This is a genomic window from Herbaspirillum sp. GW103, from assembly GCF_000261365.1.
In the GTDB taxonomy this organism is placed as follows: Bacteria; Pseudomonadota; Gammaproteobacteria; order Burkholderiales; family Burkholderiaceae_D; genus Herbaspirillum.
Window position 1 is genome coordinate 351,633 of the sequence record NZ_AJVC01000006.1, and the last position, 14,392, is coordinate 366,024.

A 14,392-nucleotide genomic window follows, 5' to 3' on the forward strand; every position below is an offset into this window, starting at 1 on the left:
GCGCGTGGGGCTCAAGCCATGCCCGCGAAGCGGGCGATCAGTTGGTCGGCAAGCAAGTCCTGGACAGCGTCCAGCCGGGCGTGGGCAGCCCCGAGGGTCTGCATGTCCACGGTGGCCAGGCCCTCGTAGCCGCAGGGGTTGATCCAGGAAAACGGTGCCAGGTCCATCGCCACATTGAGCGAAACACCATGATAAGTGCAGCCGTTGCCCCGTATCTTCAAGCCCAGCGCGGCCACCTTGGCGCCCTGCCAGGGGCCGTCGGCGGCATAGATGCCGGGCGCCCCCTCCTTGCGTACACCGGCCAGATTATACGCCGCCAGCGTGGCGATCACCGCCTCTTCGATGTTGTGCACGAATTCGCGCGCGAACAGGCGCGCCCCGCTGCGGTTGCGGCGCAGGTCCATCAACAGGTAGATCACCACCTGGCCGGGACCGTGGTAGGTGACCTCGCCGCCGCGGTCGGTCTGGACAATGGGGATGTCGTGCGGATTCAACACATGGGCGCGGTCAGCGCCCAAACCCAGCGTGTAGACAGGGGGATGCTCGACGATCCAGAGCTGGTCGGGGGTGTCGGCGGTGCGCGCGTCGGTATAGGCGCGCATGGCGGCGAAGCTGGCCTCGTAGGGCTCGACGCCGCGCCGGACGATCTCGGGCCGGCGGGCGCCAGCCACGGGTGTGCTGGCGGTGGGCAGTGCAGTTTGCATGCCCGCCAGTGTAGCGAAATTCGCTGCGGACCGTATCAGAACCAGCGGATCAGGCCGTGCGGCAGGAGCTTGGCAATACGCACCGTATCGTCGCTGCACCCCTTGGGAGGCAAGGGAGTGACCGTGAATTCGGCCGCACCGTTGACGGCTTCGAAGATGGCCTCGCCGCGCCCGTGAAAATCAAAGCAGCGGCCCGCCTTGAGCCAGATATCCTCGCGGCAGCCGGCAATGGTCAGCCACACCAGTCCGGAGTTCACACGGATGCGCACGCCGCCTTGCAGGCGACGGGTCTGTACCTGGCCTTCCTGCAACTGGCCCGGGAGGCTTGGATCTGTGAATGAAATTGTCATGGCGCTGGCTCCTTTGCTCGACTGCCTGATTCGCCAGGCAAGCCGCGTCCCTGCCGCGATGCCCGGGAGGGTGCGGCTGCAAGGGGGGAAATGCCTGGAATGATGTGTGATGAGTCATCATTGTAGGAAAGCCCGCAAGCGCAGCAAAACGATATATATTGGTTCTCCTTGCTAATTGAATTCACAAGGAGCCGTCATGGCCGATTTGCGCAAGCTCCCCAACCTGGCCGCCCTGCGCGCCTTTGATGCGGCCGCCCGCCATGGCTGCTTCTCGCGTGCGGCCGAAGAAGTGCACGTCACGCCCGGTGCCATCAGCCACCAGGTGCGCGCGCTGGAGGAAGACCTGGGCCTGCAGCTGTTCCATCGCCATGGCAAGCGCATTTCCATCACCGAGACCGGCGAACGCTTCGCCGCCACCATCCGCAAGGCCCTGGGCGAGATCGCGCAAGCGGCCGACCACCTGCGCAGCCTCACGCGCCAGCAGCGGCTGGTGATCTCGGCCACGCCCTCCTTCGCTTCACGCTGGCTGGCGCCGCGCCTGTGGAAGTTCATCGATGCCCATCCGGAAATCGAGGTGGTGCTGCAATCGGGCAGCCACCTGGCCGACCTGCGGCTGGACGGGGTGGACATCGGCATCCGCTTCGGGCGCGGCCAGTACGCGGGCGTGGTCACCGAGAAGCTCAGCGATGATTACTACTACCCGGTGGCCGCGCCCGGCTATCGCGGCAAGCAGAACAAGAAGCTCGTGCGTCCCACCGACCTGGCGCACTGCACGCTGCTGCGCATGGACACGCGCGAATCCTGGCAGCCGTGGCTGACCCTGGCCGGGCTGGACCTGCCCGAGCCGCGCGGCACGCTGGTGGTGGAGGATTCTTCGCTGACGCTGCGCCATGCCGTGGAGGGCAAGGGGGTGGCGCTGTCACGCCATACGATTGCCTGGCAGGAGATCGCCAGCGGCACGCTGGTGCGGCTGTTCGACGTGGCGCAGCTGTGCGAGGAGGCGCACTACCTGGTGCATCTGCCGGAGGGGCTGGAGAAGCCGGGGGTGGCGGCCTTCAGGAAATGGATCGTTGAAGAGATGCGGCAATTCCATGCGCAGTCGGAATGGCCAGGCACGGTGCAGAAAACGTCAACTCGCAAGAAATGATGCGGCCATGAAAAAACCGGCGCGCCTTGCGGGCTGCGCCGGTTTTCGCGTGGATGCAGTTGCGCTCAGAGCACGAACTTGACCATCTCGTGCGTGGAGAGCGCACGGTAGATGTTGTCGAGCTGAGCGCGGCTGGTGGCGCGCACGGTCAGGGTGAGCGAGAGGTACTTGCCCTGGGTGGAGGGACGCATCTCGACCTTGCCCGCGTGAAACTCGGGATCATGCTCGATGACCATGGCGACGATGGTCTCGGCGAAGGCGTCATGGGTGATCCCGACCACCTTGATGGGGAAGTCGCTGGGATACTCGATCAGGGATTCTTCAGGGGAAATAGTGGGCATAGTCATGGCAAACCGCCTTGGCGTTGTCCGCCTGGCGCTCCGAATTCAATGCTCCCAGATGGGGATGAACCTGCGGGCTTCAAGCGGGGGGACTCGGGTGGGGAATGCCTGCATTCTACGCCATGCGGGCGCGGCGGCGTGCAGAAAGCGTCATCGGCCCGGAAGTCCGCGCAAGCAATCTGTTCCAACATATCCAACTATCGCGATTGATGAGCATGCGCTGCCGCACAAGACTCTGTGTCTTCCCGACAAGATGCGGTGTCCCATGCAAGTCAACCTCAAAATGCTCCAAGGTCGCTTTGAGAGGGGGTATGCCCTCGACAAGCACTCGCTCTACAGTCTCCCGGCCGGGTACAACGCGGCGGGCCACATCCAATGGCACACGCAGCGCACCGAAGTGGGAGAAGCCCCGTATCAGCTGAAATACCGGCAACAGCAGCGCTACGTCCTGCCGCTGGCGCTGGCCGTGCAATCCCACATCCTGCCCTTGCTGCCGGGATTCGGCCTGATCGTGCCAATGGCTTCATCGCATGTCCGGCGCGTGCAGCCGGTCGCCGCCATCGCGCATGCGCTGGGACATCTGGTCGGCAAACCCGTGCTTGCGCTGTTGAGCAAGGCCAAGGGTGCAGCGCTTCTGAAAGACTTGCGCACCCGCGCCGAAAAGCACGCTGTGCTCACCGATACGCTGATCCTGAATCGCCTTATCCACGGAGAAGGCCGCTGGGACACGTTGCTGCTCGACGATTTGTACGATAGTGGTGCTTCGGTCGATGCTGCATGCGATGCGCTGCGCGCCTATGAGAAAATCGGGGACATTTTCGTGGCAACGCTGACGTGGAGGTAAGCCCATGACTACCGTTTTCATTGCTGGCTCCATCAGCATCCGACATCTGCATCCCAAGGTCCAGGAAAGGATCATGAACATCGTGCGCCAGGAGTTCGACGTGGTGGTTGGCGATGCTGACGGCGCCGACACGGCGATCCAGCACTTCCTTCATGCGATGGCTTACCGGCGCGTGACGGTCTTCTGCAGCGGGCAGGTACCGCGCAACAATATCGGCCAGTGGCCCGTGCACCACATCCATACCACGCTGCGCCCGGGTACGCGCGCCTTCTTCACGGCCAAAGATATCGCCATGGCCGACATCGCTGATTCCGGGCTGATGATCTGGGACGCCAAAAGTACTGGCACGCTCGGGAACGTGATCGAACTGCTGAATCGCCAGAAGTACTCCTGGGTCTTCATCGACCCGCCCAGCCAATTCCTGGCAGTCAAGTGCGCGGAGCGGATCGAGGCCCTGCTGTCGTGCATGAGCGCCTCCGCGCGTCTGCAAGCGCAGCACAAGCTCGGCCTCGAACGCCGGCTCCCTGCCCTGCATGTCACTGAAAAACAATCCACGCTGTTCGCGCAGAATGTGAGCGACGTATTGCACGCCGCCCACTAGGGCCTGTTCACAGCCGCGCCTTGGCCGCCTGATACGCCGCATACACCTTGGTAAACACCGGCCCCGGCTGGCCGCTGCCGACCGGCTTGTCATCCAGCGTCACCACCGGCAGCACTTCCTTGCTGGCCGAGGAAATGATCAGTTCGTCAGCCGCCAGCACTTCTTCCCGCGTGATGCGGCGCGATGCCAGCGCGATACCCTGCTCGGCGCACAGCTCTTCCATCAGGCCATAGCGGATGCCTTCCAGGATCAGGTTGTCCTTGGGCGGTGCCGAGATCTTGCCATCCTTGACCACCCACACGTTGGAGGACGACGCCTCCGACAGATAACCATCGCGGAACTGGATGGCCTCCGTCACCTGATGCTCGGCGGCGAACTGCGCGGCCAGCACGTTGCCCAGCAGCGAAGTGGACTTGATCTGGCAGTTCAGCCAGCGACGATCTTCCAGGGTCACGCAGGCCACGCCCTTCTCGATAGCCGCAGCCGGAGGCAGGGCCATCGGATTGGTCATGATCAGCACCGTCGGCACCACGTCCTTGGGGAAGGCATGCGCACGCTTGGCCACGCCCCGGGTGACCTGGATGTAGATCATCTGGTCCTCCAGGCCGTTGGCCTCGACCACCTGGTGGATGAGGCCGTTCCAGCCGGCTTCGTCATGCGGATTCGGAATACCGATGCTGGCCAGGCTGCGGAACAGGCGCGCCAGGTGTTGCTGACCACGGAAAGCCTTGCGGCGATACATGGGGATGACTTCGTAGATGCCGTCACCAAAGATGAAGCCGCGATCGAGCACCGGTACGCGGGCTTCGGAGAGAGGCGTGAGTTCGCCGTTGAGATAGACGATGGGATCGTTCATGATGGGCTTCCAGGTAATCGAGGATGATCGGGTGAAGGCGGCAACCGTGCCGCGATGAATCCATTCTGTCACGCGGCTCCCGGCATCCCTATGCAAAAACGGTATAACGCCGCCCTGCCCTCACGCTGCAATCGGCAGCGCCTCTACACGATGCCCGGCCCCCTCGCCGTCAGCCGGCGGCACGAACTTCCAGCGCACGTCGTGGAAGCGCGCCAGCGTCTCGCGGTGGGCGATGCTGATCACGGTCACGCCGGGCAACTCGCGCGGCAAGGCGGCATAGAGGGCTTCCTCGGTCTCGCCATCCATGGCGCTGCTGGCCTCGTCCAGGAAGACCAGACGCGGACGATTCAGGAACACCCGCACGAAGGCCAGCCGCTGCTGCTCGCCCGGTGACAGCGCCTGGCTCCAGTTGGCCGCCACATCGAGTCGCGCGGCCAGATGCGCCAGACGGCACAACCCCAGGTAACGCGTGATGAGCGCATCATCAAAACTGCCCTCGGCGGCCGGATACGAGAGGGCTGCGCGCAGCGTACCGATGGGCAGGTAACTGCGCTGGGGCAGGAACATGGCCGGTGCATCCTGTGGCAGTGCGATGCGGCCCTCTCCATAGGGCCAGATATCGGCCAGGGCGCGGATCAGCGTGGACTTGCCGCATCCTGAAGGACCGCTGATGAGCACGTGTTCGCCCGACTCCACCCGCGCATCGAGGCTACGCAGCATCAGGCTGCCATCGGGGAAGGACAGCTGCACGCCATCCAGCGTGACCGCACTGCCGCCATGCCGGGTGACGGCCAGTGTGCGCGGCATGCCGGCGGCGCGTTCGATATCGGCATGGAAGCCCGCCAGCCGGTTGATGCTGGCCTTCCATCCGGCCAGCGTAGTAAAGGCATTGATGAACCAGGACAGCGCATCCTGCACCTGGCCGAAGGCATCGCTGATCTGCATGAGCACCCCCAGCGAAATGGCCCCGGAGAAGTAGCGCGGTGCCGACACCAGCATGGGAAAGATCACCGCGAACTGCCCGTAGAAATTGACGGCCACGTTGAGTTTCTTGGTCAGGCGCATGATGTTCCACCAGTTTGCGCGGATGTCGTCCAGCCGCGCCGTGAGCTGCATGCGCTCCTGCGGCTCGCCGCGATACAAGGCGACGGCCTCCGCATGTTCACGCACACGGATCAGGCCAAAACGGAAATTGGCCTCGAAGCGTTCCTGATTGAAACTCAGGCCCACCAGCGGGCGACCGATCCACCACACCACCCCCGAGCCGATGGCCGCATAGGCGATCACGAACCAGACCATGTAACCGGGAATGACCCACGACTGTCCCAGGACCGAGAAGGAGAGCGGCCCGCTTACCGACCACAGGATATGGATGAAGGAGAACAGGGTGACGCTGCTGGAGATGAAGCCCAGCACCAGTGACAGCGTGTCGCTGGTGAGCGCATGCAGGTCCTCGGCGATGCGCTGGTCGGGGTTGTCCGAGAGGCGGCCCTCCTGGCCCTGCTCGATGCGATAGTAGGCGCGATGTGCCAGCCAGCGATCGAGATAACGCGTACTCATCCAGTAGCGCCAGCGGATCTGCAGCGCCTGCTTGAGGTAGACGCTGTAGATGGCGATGGCCACGAAGATGAAGGCCAGTCCCGAGAACTGCCACAACAGCGACTTGAAGTGCGGGTAATCGCGCGACTGCAGCACGTTGTACATGTCGCGGTTCCAGGAATTGAGCCGCACGTTGATGTAGACCATGCCCAGGTTCAGGGCCAGGATGGACAGCAGCAGCGCCCAGGCCTTCCATTTTTCTTCCGAGACCCAGTAGGGCTTGATGAGGCCCCAGATCTCGGCACGGGTGGCGCGATTGGCGTGGCTGCCCTGGCGGGCAGGTGTTTGTTCGGTCATGGCGAATCCTGTGGATGTTGTCCTCTTTGCTGCCCAGCTTGCCGCAAAAGACTTAAACCAGGCTTAAACCGGCATCCGGGGAGCATTAAGCAAAGTTTAATGCTCTTGCAATCGAGCATTCATCGCTATGGAATGAATCGAAACAATCAATCCCGCGCGAGCCCGATCACGGCTAGACTGCGATCTTCGTCGACATTGCCTTGCATCAATACATCCCGTGAGGGCTGTTGGCAGCAGTGGCGCCCCCCATCTTCTGGAGAATCACATGCAAGCCCATCCCCCCAAGCGCCGTTCGCTGACCGTGGCGGCCCAACTGGCACTGAGTTTTACACTGGTGCTGGCGATGATGCTGGTGCTGACGGTGGCCAGTATCGTCAAGGTCAACGCCATCGAAGGCAGCCTCTCCACCGTGAGCGAGGACAACAGCGTCAAGCAGCGCTATGCCATCAATTTCCGCGGCAGCGTGCACGACCGCGCCATCGCCCTGCGTGATCTGACGCTGGTGAGCGACGCCGAGGTCAAGGACGTGATCGCCCTGATCAACAAGCTCGATGCCGACTACCAGCAATCAGCCCGGCCGCTCGATGCGGTCTTCGCCACCATGAAGGTCAATGGCGAGGAACGCGCCAGTCTCGAGCGCATCAAGGCCATCGAAGCACGCGCCATGCCGCCGGCCGCCAAGGTCGTCGCCATGCGCACCGCAGGGGAAATCGAAGGCGCACGCCAGCTGCTGCTGAGCCAGGTGAAACCCGCCTTCGTTGAATGGCTGGCGGCCATCAATGAACTCATCGACCTGGAAGAACACATGAGCCAGATCGAGTCGGCCAAGGCCCGCAGCACCGCCCACGGTTTCCAGGCCTTCATTCTGGTGCTGCTGGCTGCCGCGCTGGTAGCCGGTGTCGTACTGGCTACCCTGATCACCCGCAGCATCCGCGGCGCGCTCGGTGCGGAGCCCGATGAGGTGACGCAGCTGGCACTGGCAGTGGATCGCGGCGAGCTTTATCACGCCATGGCCGTCAATCGCACCAGCGATGAAAGCAAGCGCCAGAGCATCATGGCCGCTCTCTCCAAGATGAACGGCAATCTGCACCAGACTGTAGCCCACGTACGGGATGCGGCCAGCGGTGTGGCCACCATCAGCGGGCAGATCGCCGCCGGCAATCTCGATCTGTCGGCCCGCACCGAAGACCAGGCGGCCTCGCTGGAAGAAACCGCCTCGGCCATGGAACAGCTGACGGCCACCGTAAAGCAGAACGACAGCCACGCGCGCGAAGCGAATCGACTCGCGCGCAATGCCTCGGATATCGCCAGGCAGGGCGGCGCCATCGTGGACGAAGTGGTCGATACCATGGCAGCCATCAACACCTCTTCGCGCAAGATCGTGGACATCATCGGCGTGATCGACGGCATCGCCTTCCAGACCAACATCCTGGCCTTGAATGCCGCCGTGGAAGCGGCCCGTGCGGGCGAGCAAGGACGTGGCTTTGCCGTGGTCGCCACAGAGGTGCGCAACCTGGCCCAGCGCAGCGCAGCCGCTGCCAGGGAGATCAAGCAGTTGATCGATACCTCGGTCGGCAATGTGGAAACGGGCGCGCACCTGGTGCAACGCGCCGGTGACACCATGGAGCAAATCGTGGCCAGCGTGCAGCAGGTCACCGATGTGATGGGCGAGATCTCGGCGGCCAGCCATGAGCAGAGCCTGGGCATCGAGGAAGTCAACAAGGCGATCGCACTGATGGATCAGGTGACCCAGCACAATGCCGCGCTGGTGGAAGAGGCCACCGCCGCCGTGACCACGCTGCAGGAACAAGCGGTGAGCCTGACGCGGGCAGTGGGCGTGTTTCAGCTGGAGGCGCCGGATGCCGCAGGCTCGGTGGCGGCCGCAGCGCCCTCGCCTGCGCTCAACACCGTACAGATTCCGTTGCGCGTGGTACCGAAGCTGGAAGTGGTACGCAAGGCGGCATGATCCCGCGCCGCAGCCAGTCTGACTCGCCTCGCGGTACCACCGCACTGGCTGCACTGGCTGCACTGAGTGCATCTGGGCGAGTAATTACAGCTCGCTCAGGAATTGCTCCACAAACCCCCGCATCCTCTGCTGGCGCGCCTGCGCCATGGCCGCACCGGCGGCAGTCTGGAAACCCTCCTGCAAGCGGAACAGCTTGGCAGGAAAATGGTCCAGCGCATATCGCGCGTCCTGCAACGGGCGTTGCTCGGCCTGCGGATCCTGCGCTTCATACAGGCCCGATCCCATTCTCCCGGCGACATAGAAACAACGCGCCACACCGATGGCCCCGATGGCATCGAGGCGGTCGGCATCCTGCACGATCTTCGCCTCCAGCGTTTGCGGCGTGATCTGGGCCGAATAGCTGTGGGCCTGGACCGCATGGGCGACGCCTTGCGCATCTTTCGCTGCCCATCCCAGCGATGACAGGATCTGCTGCGCGCGCTCGCCGGAGAGCGTGGAAGCCTGGCTGCGCAGCGGGGAATTTTTTTCCACGTGCACGCAGTCGTGCAAGAGGACCGCAGCCACAAGGATGCGCAGCTCACCGCCCTCCTCGGCCTGCAGACGGCGCGCATTGTTCCATACGCGCAAGAGATGTGAGAGATCGTGGGAACCATCTCCGGCATCATCCTCGACGTAGGGCAACAATTGCGCAGCCAGTGTATCGAAGGGCTGGAAGGCCGCGGCGACCTGGGAAAGATTCATGATGCAAACAGATAAAAAGATGACGGTCCAGCAGTATGGCAGATGAATCAAGAGGATCGGGGAGCTTGCGGTGATGCGCACCATTCCGATTTTCCGACAAGTGTTTTTCCCCGGCTCCGCTACACGCAGGCGGGCCGCATATGAGATGATGCGGCTTCCATCTTCTCGCGGCCTGCCCCGGGATCACGATAGCGGCCCCGCTGCCGCAGCGATCCGCACGCCGCACATGAATGGCGTATCGCCACCTGCCGCTTTCTCTTGGGGTACGCCACAGTAACAACGCCCGACCACGCCTGTCCGGCCGACTGCCTTGGTGGCTGCCGGCCTGCGGTACCCGCCGTCGGCCCTGGTCCGATTTTTGGAGTCCCCTGATGTTCAGCTGGTTTGAAAAACTGGTCCACCCCTACCCCGAGTCGCAACCCTTGCCGCCGCCGCGCGGCTTCATGCGTTTCATCTGGTTCTGTACCAGGGGCGTACGTCCCTACATTGCGGCCATGACCCTGATGACGGCCATCATCGGCGTCTTCGAGGCGCTGCTCTTCGCCGCGCTCGGCCGCATCGTCGATTGGCTCTCCAAGATAGAGCCCGCGCAATTGTGGCCGCAGGAAGGTCATACCCTGGCCTGGCTGGCGCTCATCCTGGCGGCCAGCCCGCTCTTGATCGCGCTGCAGACCATGTACAAGCACCAGACTCTGGCCGGCAATTTCCCCATGCTGCTGCGCTGGAATTTCCATCGCCTCATGTTGAGCCAGAGCATGAGCTTCTACCAGAACGAGTTCGCCGGACGGGTGGCCACCAAGGTCATGCAAAGCGCGCTGGCGGTGCGCGACTTCTGCATGATCGTGGGCGATATCCTGGTCTTCATCACGATCTACTTTGCCACCCTCATCGGCGTGGTCGGCAGCTTCGATATCTGGATGCTGGCCCCCTTCTTCGTCTGGCTGGCCGCCTTCGCGGTGGCCATGCGCTACTTCGTGCCGCGCCTGTCCGCGGTGGCACGCAACCAGGCTGATGCGCGCTCGCTGATGACCGGACGCATCACCGATGCCTACACCAACATCGCCACCGTCAAACTGTTTTCGCACGCAGGGCGCGAGGCCGAGTACGCCCGCAGCGCCATGCGCGAATTCCTCGCCACGGTCCATCGCCAGATGCGTCTGGTGTCGGGCTTCGAGGTGGTCAATCACCTGCTGAACATGGTGCTCATCATCGGTGCCACCGGGGTGTCGCTGTACCTGTGGACCCAGGGCAAGGTGGGGGTGGGCGCAGTTGCTGCCAGCACCGCCATGGCGCTGCGCCTGAACGGTATCGCGCACTGGGTGATGTGGGAAATGTCCTCCCTGTTCGAACACGTGGGCACGGTGCAGGATGGCATCAATACGCTGGCCCGTGCACATGAGGTCAAGGATGCACCCGATGCGACGCCGATCAAGGTCAGTCGGGGCGAGCTGCGCTTCGAGGGGGTGAGCTTCAGCTACGGCGGCGCGGCGCCGCGCCCGGTGGTGGACCAGCTGGACCTGGTGATCCGCCCCGGTGAAAAGATCGGACTGGTGGGCCGCTCCGGCGCCGGCAAGTCGACCATCGTCAACCTGCTGCTGCGCTTCTACGATATCGAGGGTGGCCGCATCACCATCGATGGCCAGGACATCGCCCATGTCACGCAAGACAGCCTGCGCGCGCAGATCGGCATGGTCACGCAAGATACTTCCCTGCTGCATCGGTCGGTGCGCGAGAACATCACCTATGGCCGTCCCGATGCGAGCGACGCCGAGATGATCCACGCCGCCGAACGCGCCGAGGCGCATGACTTCATCGGCACGCTGGCCGATGCCAAGGGCCGCCGCGCTTATGACGCGCATGTGGGCGAGCGCGGCGTGAAGCTCTCCGGCGGCCAGCGCCAGCGCATCGCGATTGCCCGCGTGATGTTGAAGGATGCGCCCATCCTGCTGCTGGATGAAGCCACCAGCGCGCTCGATTCGGAAGTGGAAGCGGCCATCCAGACCTCGCTCTACAAGCTCATGGAAGGCAAGACGGTGGTAGCCATTGCGCACCGCCTGTCGACCATCGCCGCGATGGATCGACTCATCGTGCTGGACCAGGGTCGCATCGTCGAGCAAGGAACGCACGCCGAACTGCTGGCCGCCAATGGCCTGTATGCGCGGCTATGGTCGCACCAGAGTGGCGGCTTCCTGGGAGAAGAGGAAGAAGATGCGGTGATGACGGCGTGATGCCTGATCTTGGTAAATGATTTATATCATTTACGATGAATGCAGAAAGATTGCTGCAAAAAAATGGGCGCACTCAACGGTGCGCCCATTTTTCTTGCCCGCCCGGTTTTATCTTTATTGCAGAGTGAACGAAGCCGTCTTCACCTCCTTGGAATCCAGCCCGATCTGCACCTGGAATTCACCCGGCTCGGCCACGTATTCCAGCTTGGCGTTGTAGAAGGACAGTGCCTTGCGGTCGATACTGAACTGCACCTCTTGCTCTTCACCCGGCTGCAACATCAGCTTGCGGAAATCCTTCAGTTCCTTGACCGGACGCACCACCGAGGCCGCCACATCGCGGATGTACAGCTGCACCACGGTGGCGCCGGCGCGGCGGCCCACGTTCTTGACCGTCACGCTGGCCAGCACCTGGCCGTCAGCGCTCATGGCGGCCTGCGACAGATGCACGTCCGAGAGCTTGAACTCGGTATAGCTCAAGCCGTATCCGAACGGATACAACGGGCCATTGGGCTCATCGAAGTACTGCGAGGTGTAATTGCCCGGCTTGCCTTCGGTGTAGGGACGGCCCACGCGCGGATGGTTGTAGTAGCTCGGGATCTGGCCCACCGAACGCGGGAAGGTGATGGGCAGCTTGCCCGAAGGATTGACGTCGCCGAAGAGGATATCGGCAATCGCATTGCCGCCCTCGGTTCCGGTGTACCAGGTCTCCAGGATGGCCGAGGCGTTCTCGCGCGCCCAATTGAGATCCAGCGGACGGCCATTCATCAGCACCAGCACCAGCGGCTTGCCGGTGGCTTTGAGGGCCGTGAGCAGATCCTGCTGGCTCTGCGGCAGCGACAGTGAGGTACGGCTGGAGGATTCATGCGACATGCCGCGCGACTCGCCCACGGCGGCCACGATGACATCGGCATCGCGTGCGGCCTTGAGGGCCTCATCGATCATGGCCTTGGGGCTGCGCTTGTCCTGGATCACTTCCGGATCATCCCAGTTCAGGAAGTTGAGGTAGTCGACGATGTGCTTGTCTTCGGTGATGTTGGCCCCGCGTGCGTAAAGCAGCTTGCCCTGCCCGCCCAGCGCATTCTGCAGCCCCTGGCGCAGGGTGATGGTCTGCCTGGCCTGGCCGGCTGCAGACCAGCTGCCCAGCATGTCGATGTGGGAATCGGCCAGCGGACCGACCAGGGCGATGCGCGCAGTCTTCTTCAGCGGCAGCGCGGCATGGCGGTTCTCCAGCAGCACCATGGACTGCTGCGCGACTTCGCGCGCATCGCGACGATGCAGGCGGCGCTCGGCATGGACGTCCGGCGGATCATCGGCGGCGCGGCCGATGCGGATATACGGGTCCTTGAACAGGCCAAGATCGTACTTGGCACCGAGGATGTCGCGCACGGCATTGTCCAGCTCCTGCTGCGGCACCTTGCCCGAGCGCACCAGCGCCGGCAGTTGCTTGATGTAGACCTGGTCGGCCATGCTCATGTCGGTACCGGCCTTCATCGCCAGGCGTGCCGCTTGGGCATCGTCCTGCGCCACACCGTGGTTGACCAGTTCGGTGATGGCTCCGTGGTCCGACACCGTCAGCCCCTTGAATCCCCAATCCCGGCGCAACAGGTCCTGCAGCAGCCAGGTATTGGAGGTGGCCGGTGTCCCGTTGATGGAGTTGAGCGCCACCATCACCGCGCCCGCGCCGGCATCGATGGCGGCACGGTAAGGCGGCAGATAGTCGTTGTACATGCGCTGCGGGTCCATGTTGACGACGTTGTAGTCGCGTCCGCCCTCGACTGCACCGTACAGCGCAAAATGCTTCACACTGGCCATGAGGCGATTGGCGGCGATGGGCTTGGTATCGCCTTGCAGGGCGCGCACCGAGACCTCGGCAATGCGCGAGACCAGGTAAGGATCTTCACCAAAGCCCTCAGACGTGCGCCCCCAGCGCGGATCGCGGCTGATGTCGACCATCGGGGCGAAGGTCATGTCGATGCTGTCGGCCGCGGCTTCTTCGGCGGAGATGCGCATGGCGCGGCCGACCAGGTCCATGTCCCAGCTGGAGGCCAGGCCCAGGCCGATGGGGAAGGTGGTGCGATGGCCGTGGATGACGTCATAGGCGAAGAACATCGGGATCTTCAGCCGTGAACGCATCGCGCCCTCCTGCAGCGGACGATTCTCGGGCCGGGTGATGGAGTTGAAGGTGCCGCCGACACGGCCGGCGGCCAGTTCCTCGATCAGCTTCTTGGCGGGCATGTCCGGACCGATGCTGATGAGGCGCAGCTGGCCGATCTTTTCTTCCAGCGTCATCTGACGCAGCAGGTCATTGATGAAGGCGGTCTTGTCGCCGAGCAAGGCCGGATTGGCTTGCGCATGCGCGGCCGTGCCGGTGAGCGCGGCGCCGCAGGCCAGCGCGCACAAGGTCATGACCAGGGCCAGGCGGGGACGACGCGGGGACGCGGCGTGCCGCTCGGTAAGCTTGTGGGACACGGGTTTCCTCTCTCTTTTTTAAACTTTGGCGGCGCTCTGCCCTCTACTGTGTGACCTGCACAAGCGGGACAGCGGCCGGGCGGCGGGAGCATTTATTGCTTGCGTTCTTTGATGCGTCGCCAGCCAGACGGTTCGCTATATTATTCTGTTTTGATGCCTGCCGGACGCGCAGGCACACAGCGGCGCGGCTGGCCAACATGCCCGCGCGCCGCTTCTTTGTGGAGAAATACATTGATCAGACATGGATTG

12 protein-coding genes are annotated in these 14,392 nt (G+C 63.4%); 5 read left to right on the forward strand and 7 right to left on the reverse strand.

What is annotated here, in order from left to right; all coding sequences use genetic code 11:
- Nucleotides 1-11: 11 nt before the first annotated feature.
- Both lipB and GWL_RS20140 read right to left on the reverse strand, forming a co-directional pair.
- Complete coding sequence (lipB, locus tag GWL_RS20135; RefSeq protein ID WP_008333856.1) at nucleotides 12-704, reverse strand: lipoyl(octanoyl) transferase LipB; 693 nt, start codon at nucleotides 702-704, stop codon at nucleotides 12-14.
- A 35-nt stretch (nucleotides 705-739) separates the two neighbouring features.
- A complete protein-coding gene (locus GWL_RS20140) occupies nucleotides 740-1,054 on the reverse strand; it encodes a DUF2917 domain-containing protein (protein WP_008333857.1) in 315 nt (104 codons plus the stop codon).
- 196 nt (nucleotides 1,055-1,250) lie between these two features.
- Here GWL_RS20140 and gcvA point away from each other — a divergent pair, with 196 nt between their 5' ends.
- Nucleotides 1,251-2,201 carry a transcriptional regulator GcvA gene (gene gcvA / locus GWL_RS20145; protein ID WP_008333858.1) on the forward strand — a complete coding sequence of 317 codons (951 nt, stop codon included), beginning with the start codon at nucleotides 1,251-1,253 and terminating at the stop codon, nucleotides 2,199-2,201.
- Nucleotides 2,202-2,266: 65 nt separating this feature from the next.
- On the opposite strand, the gene GWL_RS20150 is transcribed toward gcvA, so the two are convergent.
- Entirely contained in the window at nucleotides 2,267-2,548 is a 282-nt protein-coding gene (locus GWL_RS20150; protein WP_008333859.1) for a DUF493 family protein, read from the reverse strand.
- A 259-nt stretch (nucleotides 2,549-2,807) separates the two neighbouring features.
- On the opposite strand from GWL_RS20150, the gene GWL_RS20155 reads away from it, so the two are divergent.
- Nucleotides 2,808-3,386, forward strand: a complete 579-nt coding sequence (locus tag GWL_RS20155; RefSeq protein ID WP_008333860.1) for a hypothetical protein — start codon at nucleotides 2,808-2,810, stop codon at nucleotides 3,384-3,386.
- A 4-nt stretch (nucleotides 3,387-3,390) separates the two neighbouring features.
- Nucleotides 3,391-3,987: a hypothetical protein gene (locus tag GWL_RS20160; RefSeq protein ID WP_008333861.1), complete on the forward strand. Its 597-nt coding sequence runs from the start codon at nucleotides 3,391-3,393 to the stop codon at nucleotides 3,985-3,987.
- 7 nt (nucleotides 3,988-3,994) lie between these two features.
- On the opposite strand, the gene GWL_RS20165 is transcribed toward GWL_RS20160, so the two are convergent.
- Nucleotides 3,995-4,843 carry a D-amino acid aminotransferase gene (locus GWL_RS20165; protein WP_034351516.1) on the reverse strand — a complete coding sequence of 283 codons (849 nt, stop codon included), beginning with the start codon at nucleotides 4,841-4,843 and terminating at the stop codon, nucleotides 3,995-3,997.
- 120 nt (nucleotides 4,844-4,963) lie between these two features.
- Complete coding sequence (locus tag GWL_RS20170) at nucleotides 4,964-6,739, reverse strand: ABC transporter ATP-binding protein/permease (RefSeq protein WP_008333863.1); 1,776 nt, start codon at nucleotides 6,737-6,739, stop codon at nucleotides 4,964-4,966.
- A gap of 265 nt (nucleotides 6,740-7,004) precedes the next feature.
- Between GWL_RS20170 and GWL_RS20175 the strand changes: the two genes are divergently transcribed.
- Complete coding sequence (locus GWL_RS20175) at nucleotides 7,005-8,705, forward strand: methyl-accepting chemotaxis protein (protein WP_008333864.1); 1,701 nt, start codon at nucleotides 7,005-7,007, stop codon at nucleotides 8,703-8,705.
- Nucleotides 8,706-8,789: 84 nt separating this feature from the next.
- On the opposite strand, the gene GWL_RS20180 is transcribed toward GWL_RS20175, so the two are convergent.
- Entirely contained in the window at nucleotides 8,790-9,446 is a 657-nt protein-coding gene (locus GWL_RS20180) for an HD domain-containing protein (RefSeq protein ID WP_034351518.1), read from the reverse strand.
- Between the two features lie 371 nt (nucleotides 9,447-9,817).
- Between GWL_RS20180 and GWL_RS20185 the strand changes: the two genes are divergently transcribed.
- Nucleotides 9,818-11,674, forward strand: a complete 1,857-nt coding sequence (locus tag GWL_RS20185) for an ABC transporter ATP-binding protein (RefSeq protein ID WP_008333867.1) — start codon at nucleotides 9,818-9,820, stop codon at nucleotides 11,672-11,674.
- A gap of 114 nt (nucleotides 11,675-11,788) precedes the next feature.
- Here the strand turns inward: GWL_RS20185 and bglX are convergent, their stop codons facing one another.
- Nucleotides 11,789-14,143, reverse strand: a complete 2,355-nt coding sequence (bglX, locus tag GWL_RS20190; protein ID WP_008333868.1) for a beta-glucosidase BglX — start codon at nucleotides 14,141-14,143, stop codon at nucleotides 11,789-11,791.
- Nucleotides 14,144-14,392: the final 249 nt, after the last annotated feature.

Excerpts from the sequence above, each read along its gene's own strand:
- GWL_RS20165 (WP_034351516.1), bottom strand. The coding sequence starts at position 4,843 with ATGAACGATCCCATCGTCTATCTCAACGGCGAACTCACGCCTCTCTCC.
- GWL_RS20160 (WP_008333861.1), top strand. The coding sequence starts at position 3,391 with ATGACTACCGTTTTCATTGCTGGCTCCATCAGCATCCGACATCTGCAT.
- GWL_RS20175 (WP_008333864.1), top strand. The coding sequence starts at position 7,005 with ATGCAAGCCCATCCCCCCAAGCGCCGTTCGCTGACCGTGGCGGCCCAA.
- GWL_RS20150 (WP_008333859.1), bottom strand. The coding sequence starts at position 2,548 with ATGACTATGCCCACTATTTCCCCTGAAGAATCCCTGATCGAGTATCCC.
- GWL_RS20180 (WP_034351518.1), bottom strand. The coding sequence starts at position 9,446 with ATGAATCTTTCCCAGGTCGCCGCGGCCTTCCAGCCCTTCGATACACTG.
- lipB (WP_008333856.1), bottom strand. The coding sequence starts at position 704 with ATGCAAACTGCACTGCCCACCGCCAGCACACCCGTGGCTGGCGCCCGC.
- gcvA (WP_008333858.1), top strand. The coding sequence starts at position 1,251 with ATGGCCGATTTGCGCAAGCTCCCCAACCTGGCCGCCCTGCGCGCCTTT.
- GWL_RS20185 (WP_008333867.1), top strand. The coding sequence starts at position 9,818 with ATGTTCAGCTGGTTTGAAAAACTGGTCCACCCCTACCCCGAGTCGCAA.
- GWL_RS20140 (WP_008333857.1), bottom strand. The coding sequence starts at position 1,054 with ATGACAATTTCATTCACAGATCCAAGCCTCCCGGGCCAGTTGCAGGAA.
- GWL_RS20170 (WP_008333863.1), bottom strand. The coding sequence starts at position 6,739 with ATGACCGAACAAACACCTGCCCGCCAGGGCAGCCACGCCAATCGCGCC.
- GWL_RS20155 (WP_008333860.1), top strand. The coding sequence starts at position 2,808 with ATGCAAGTCAACCTCAAAATGCTCCAAGGTCGCTTTGAGAGGGGGTAT.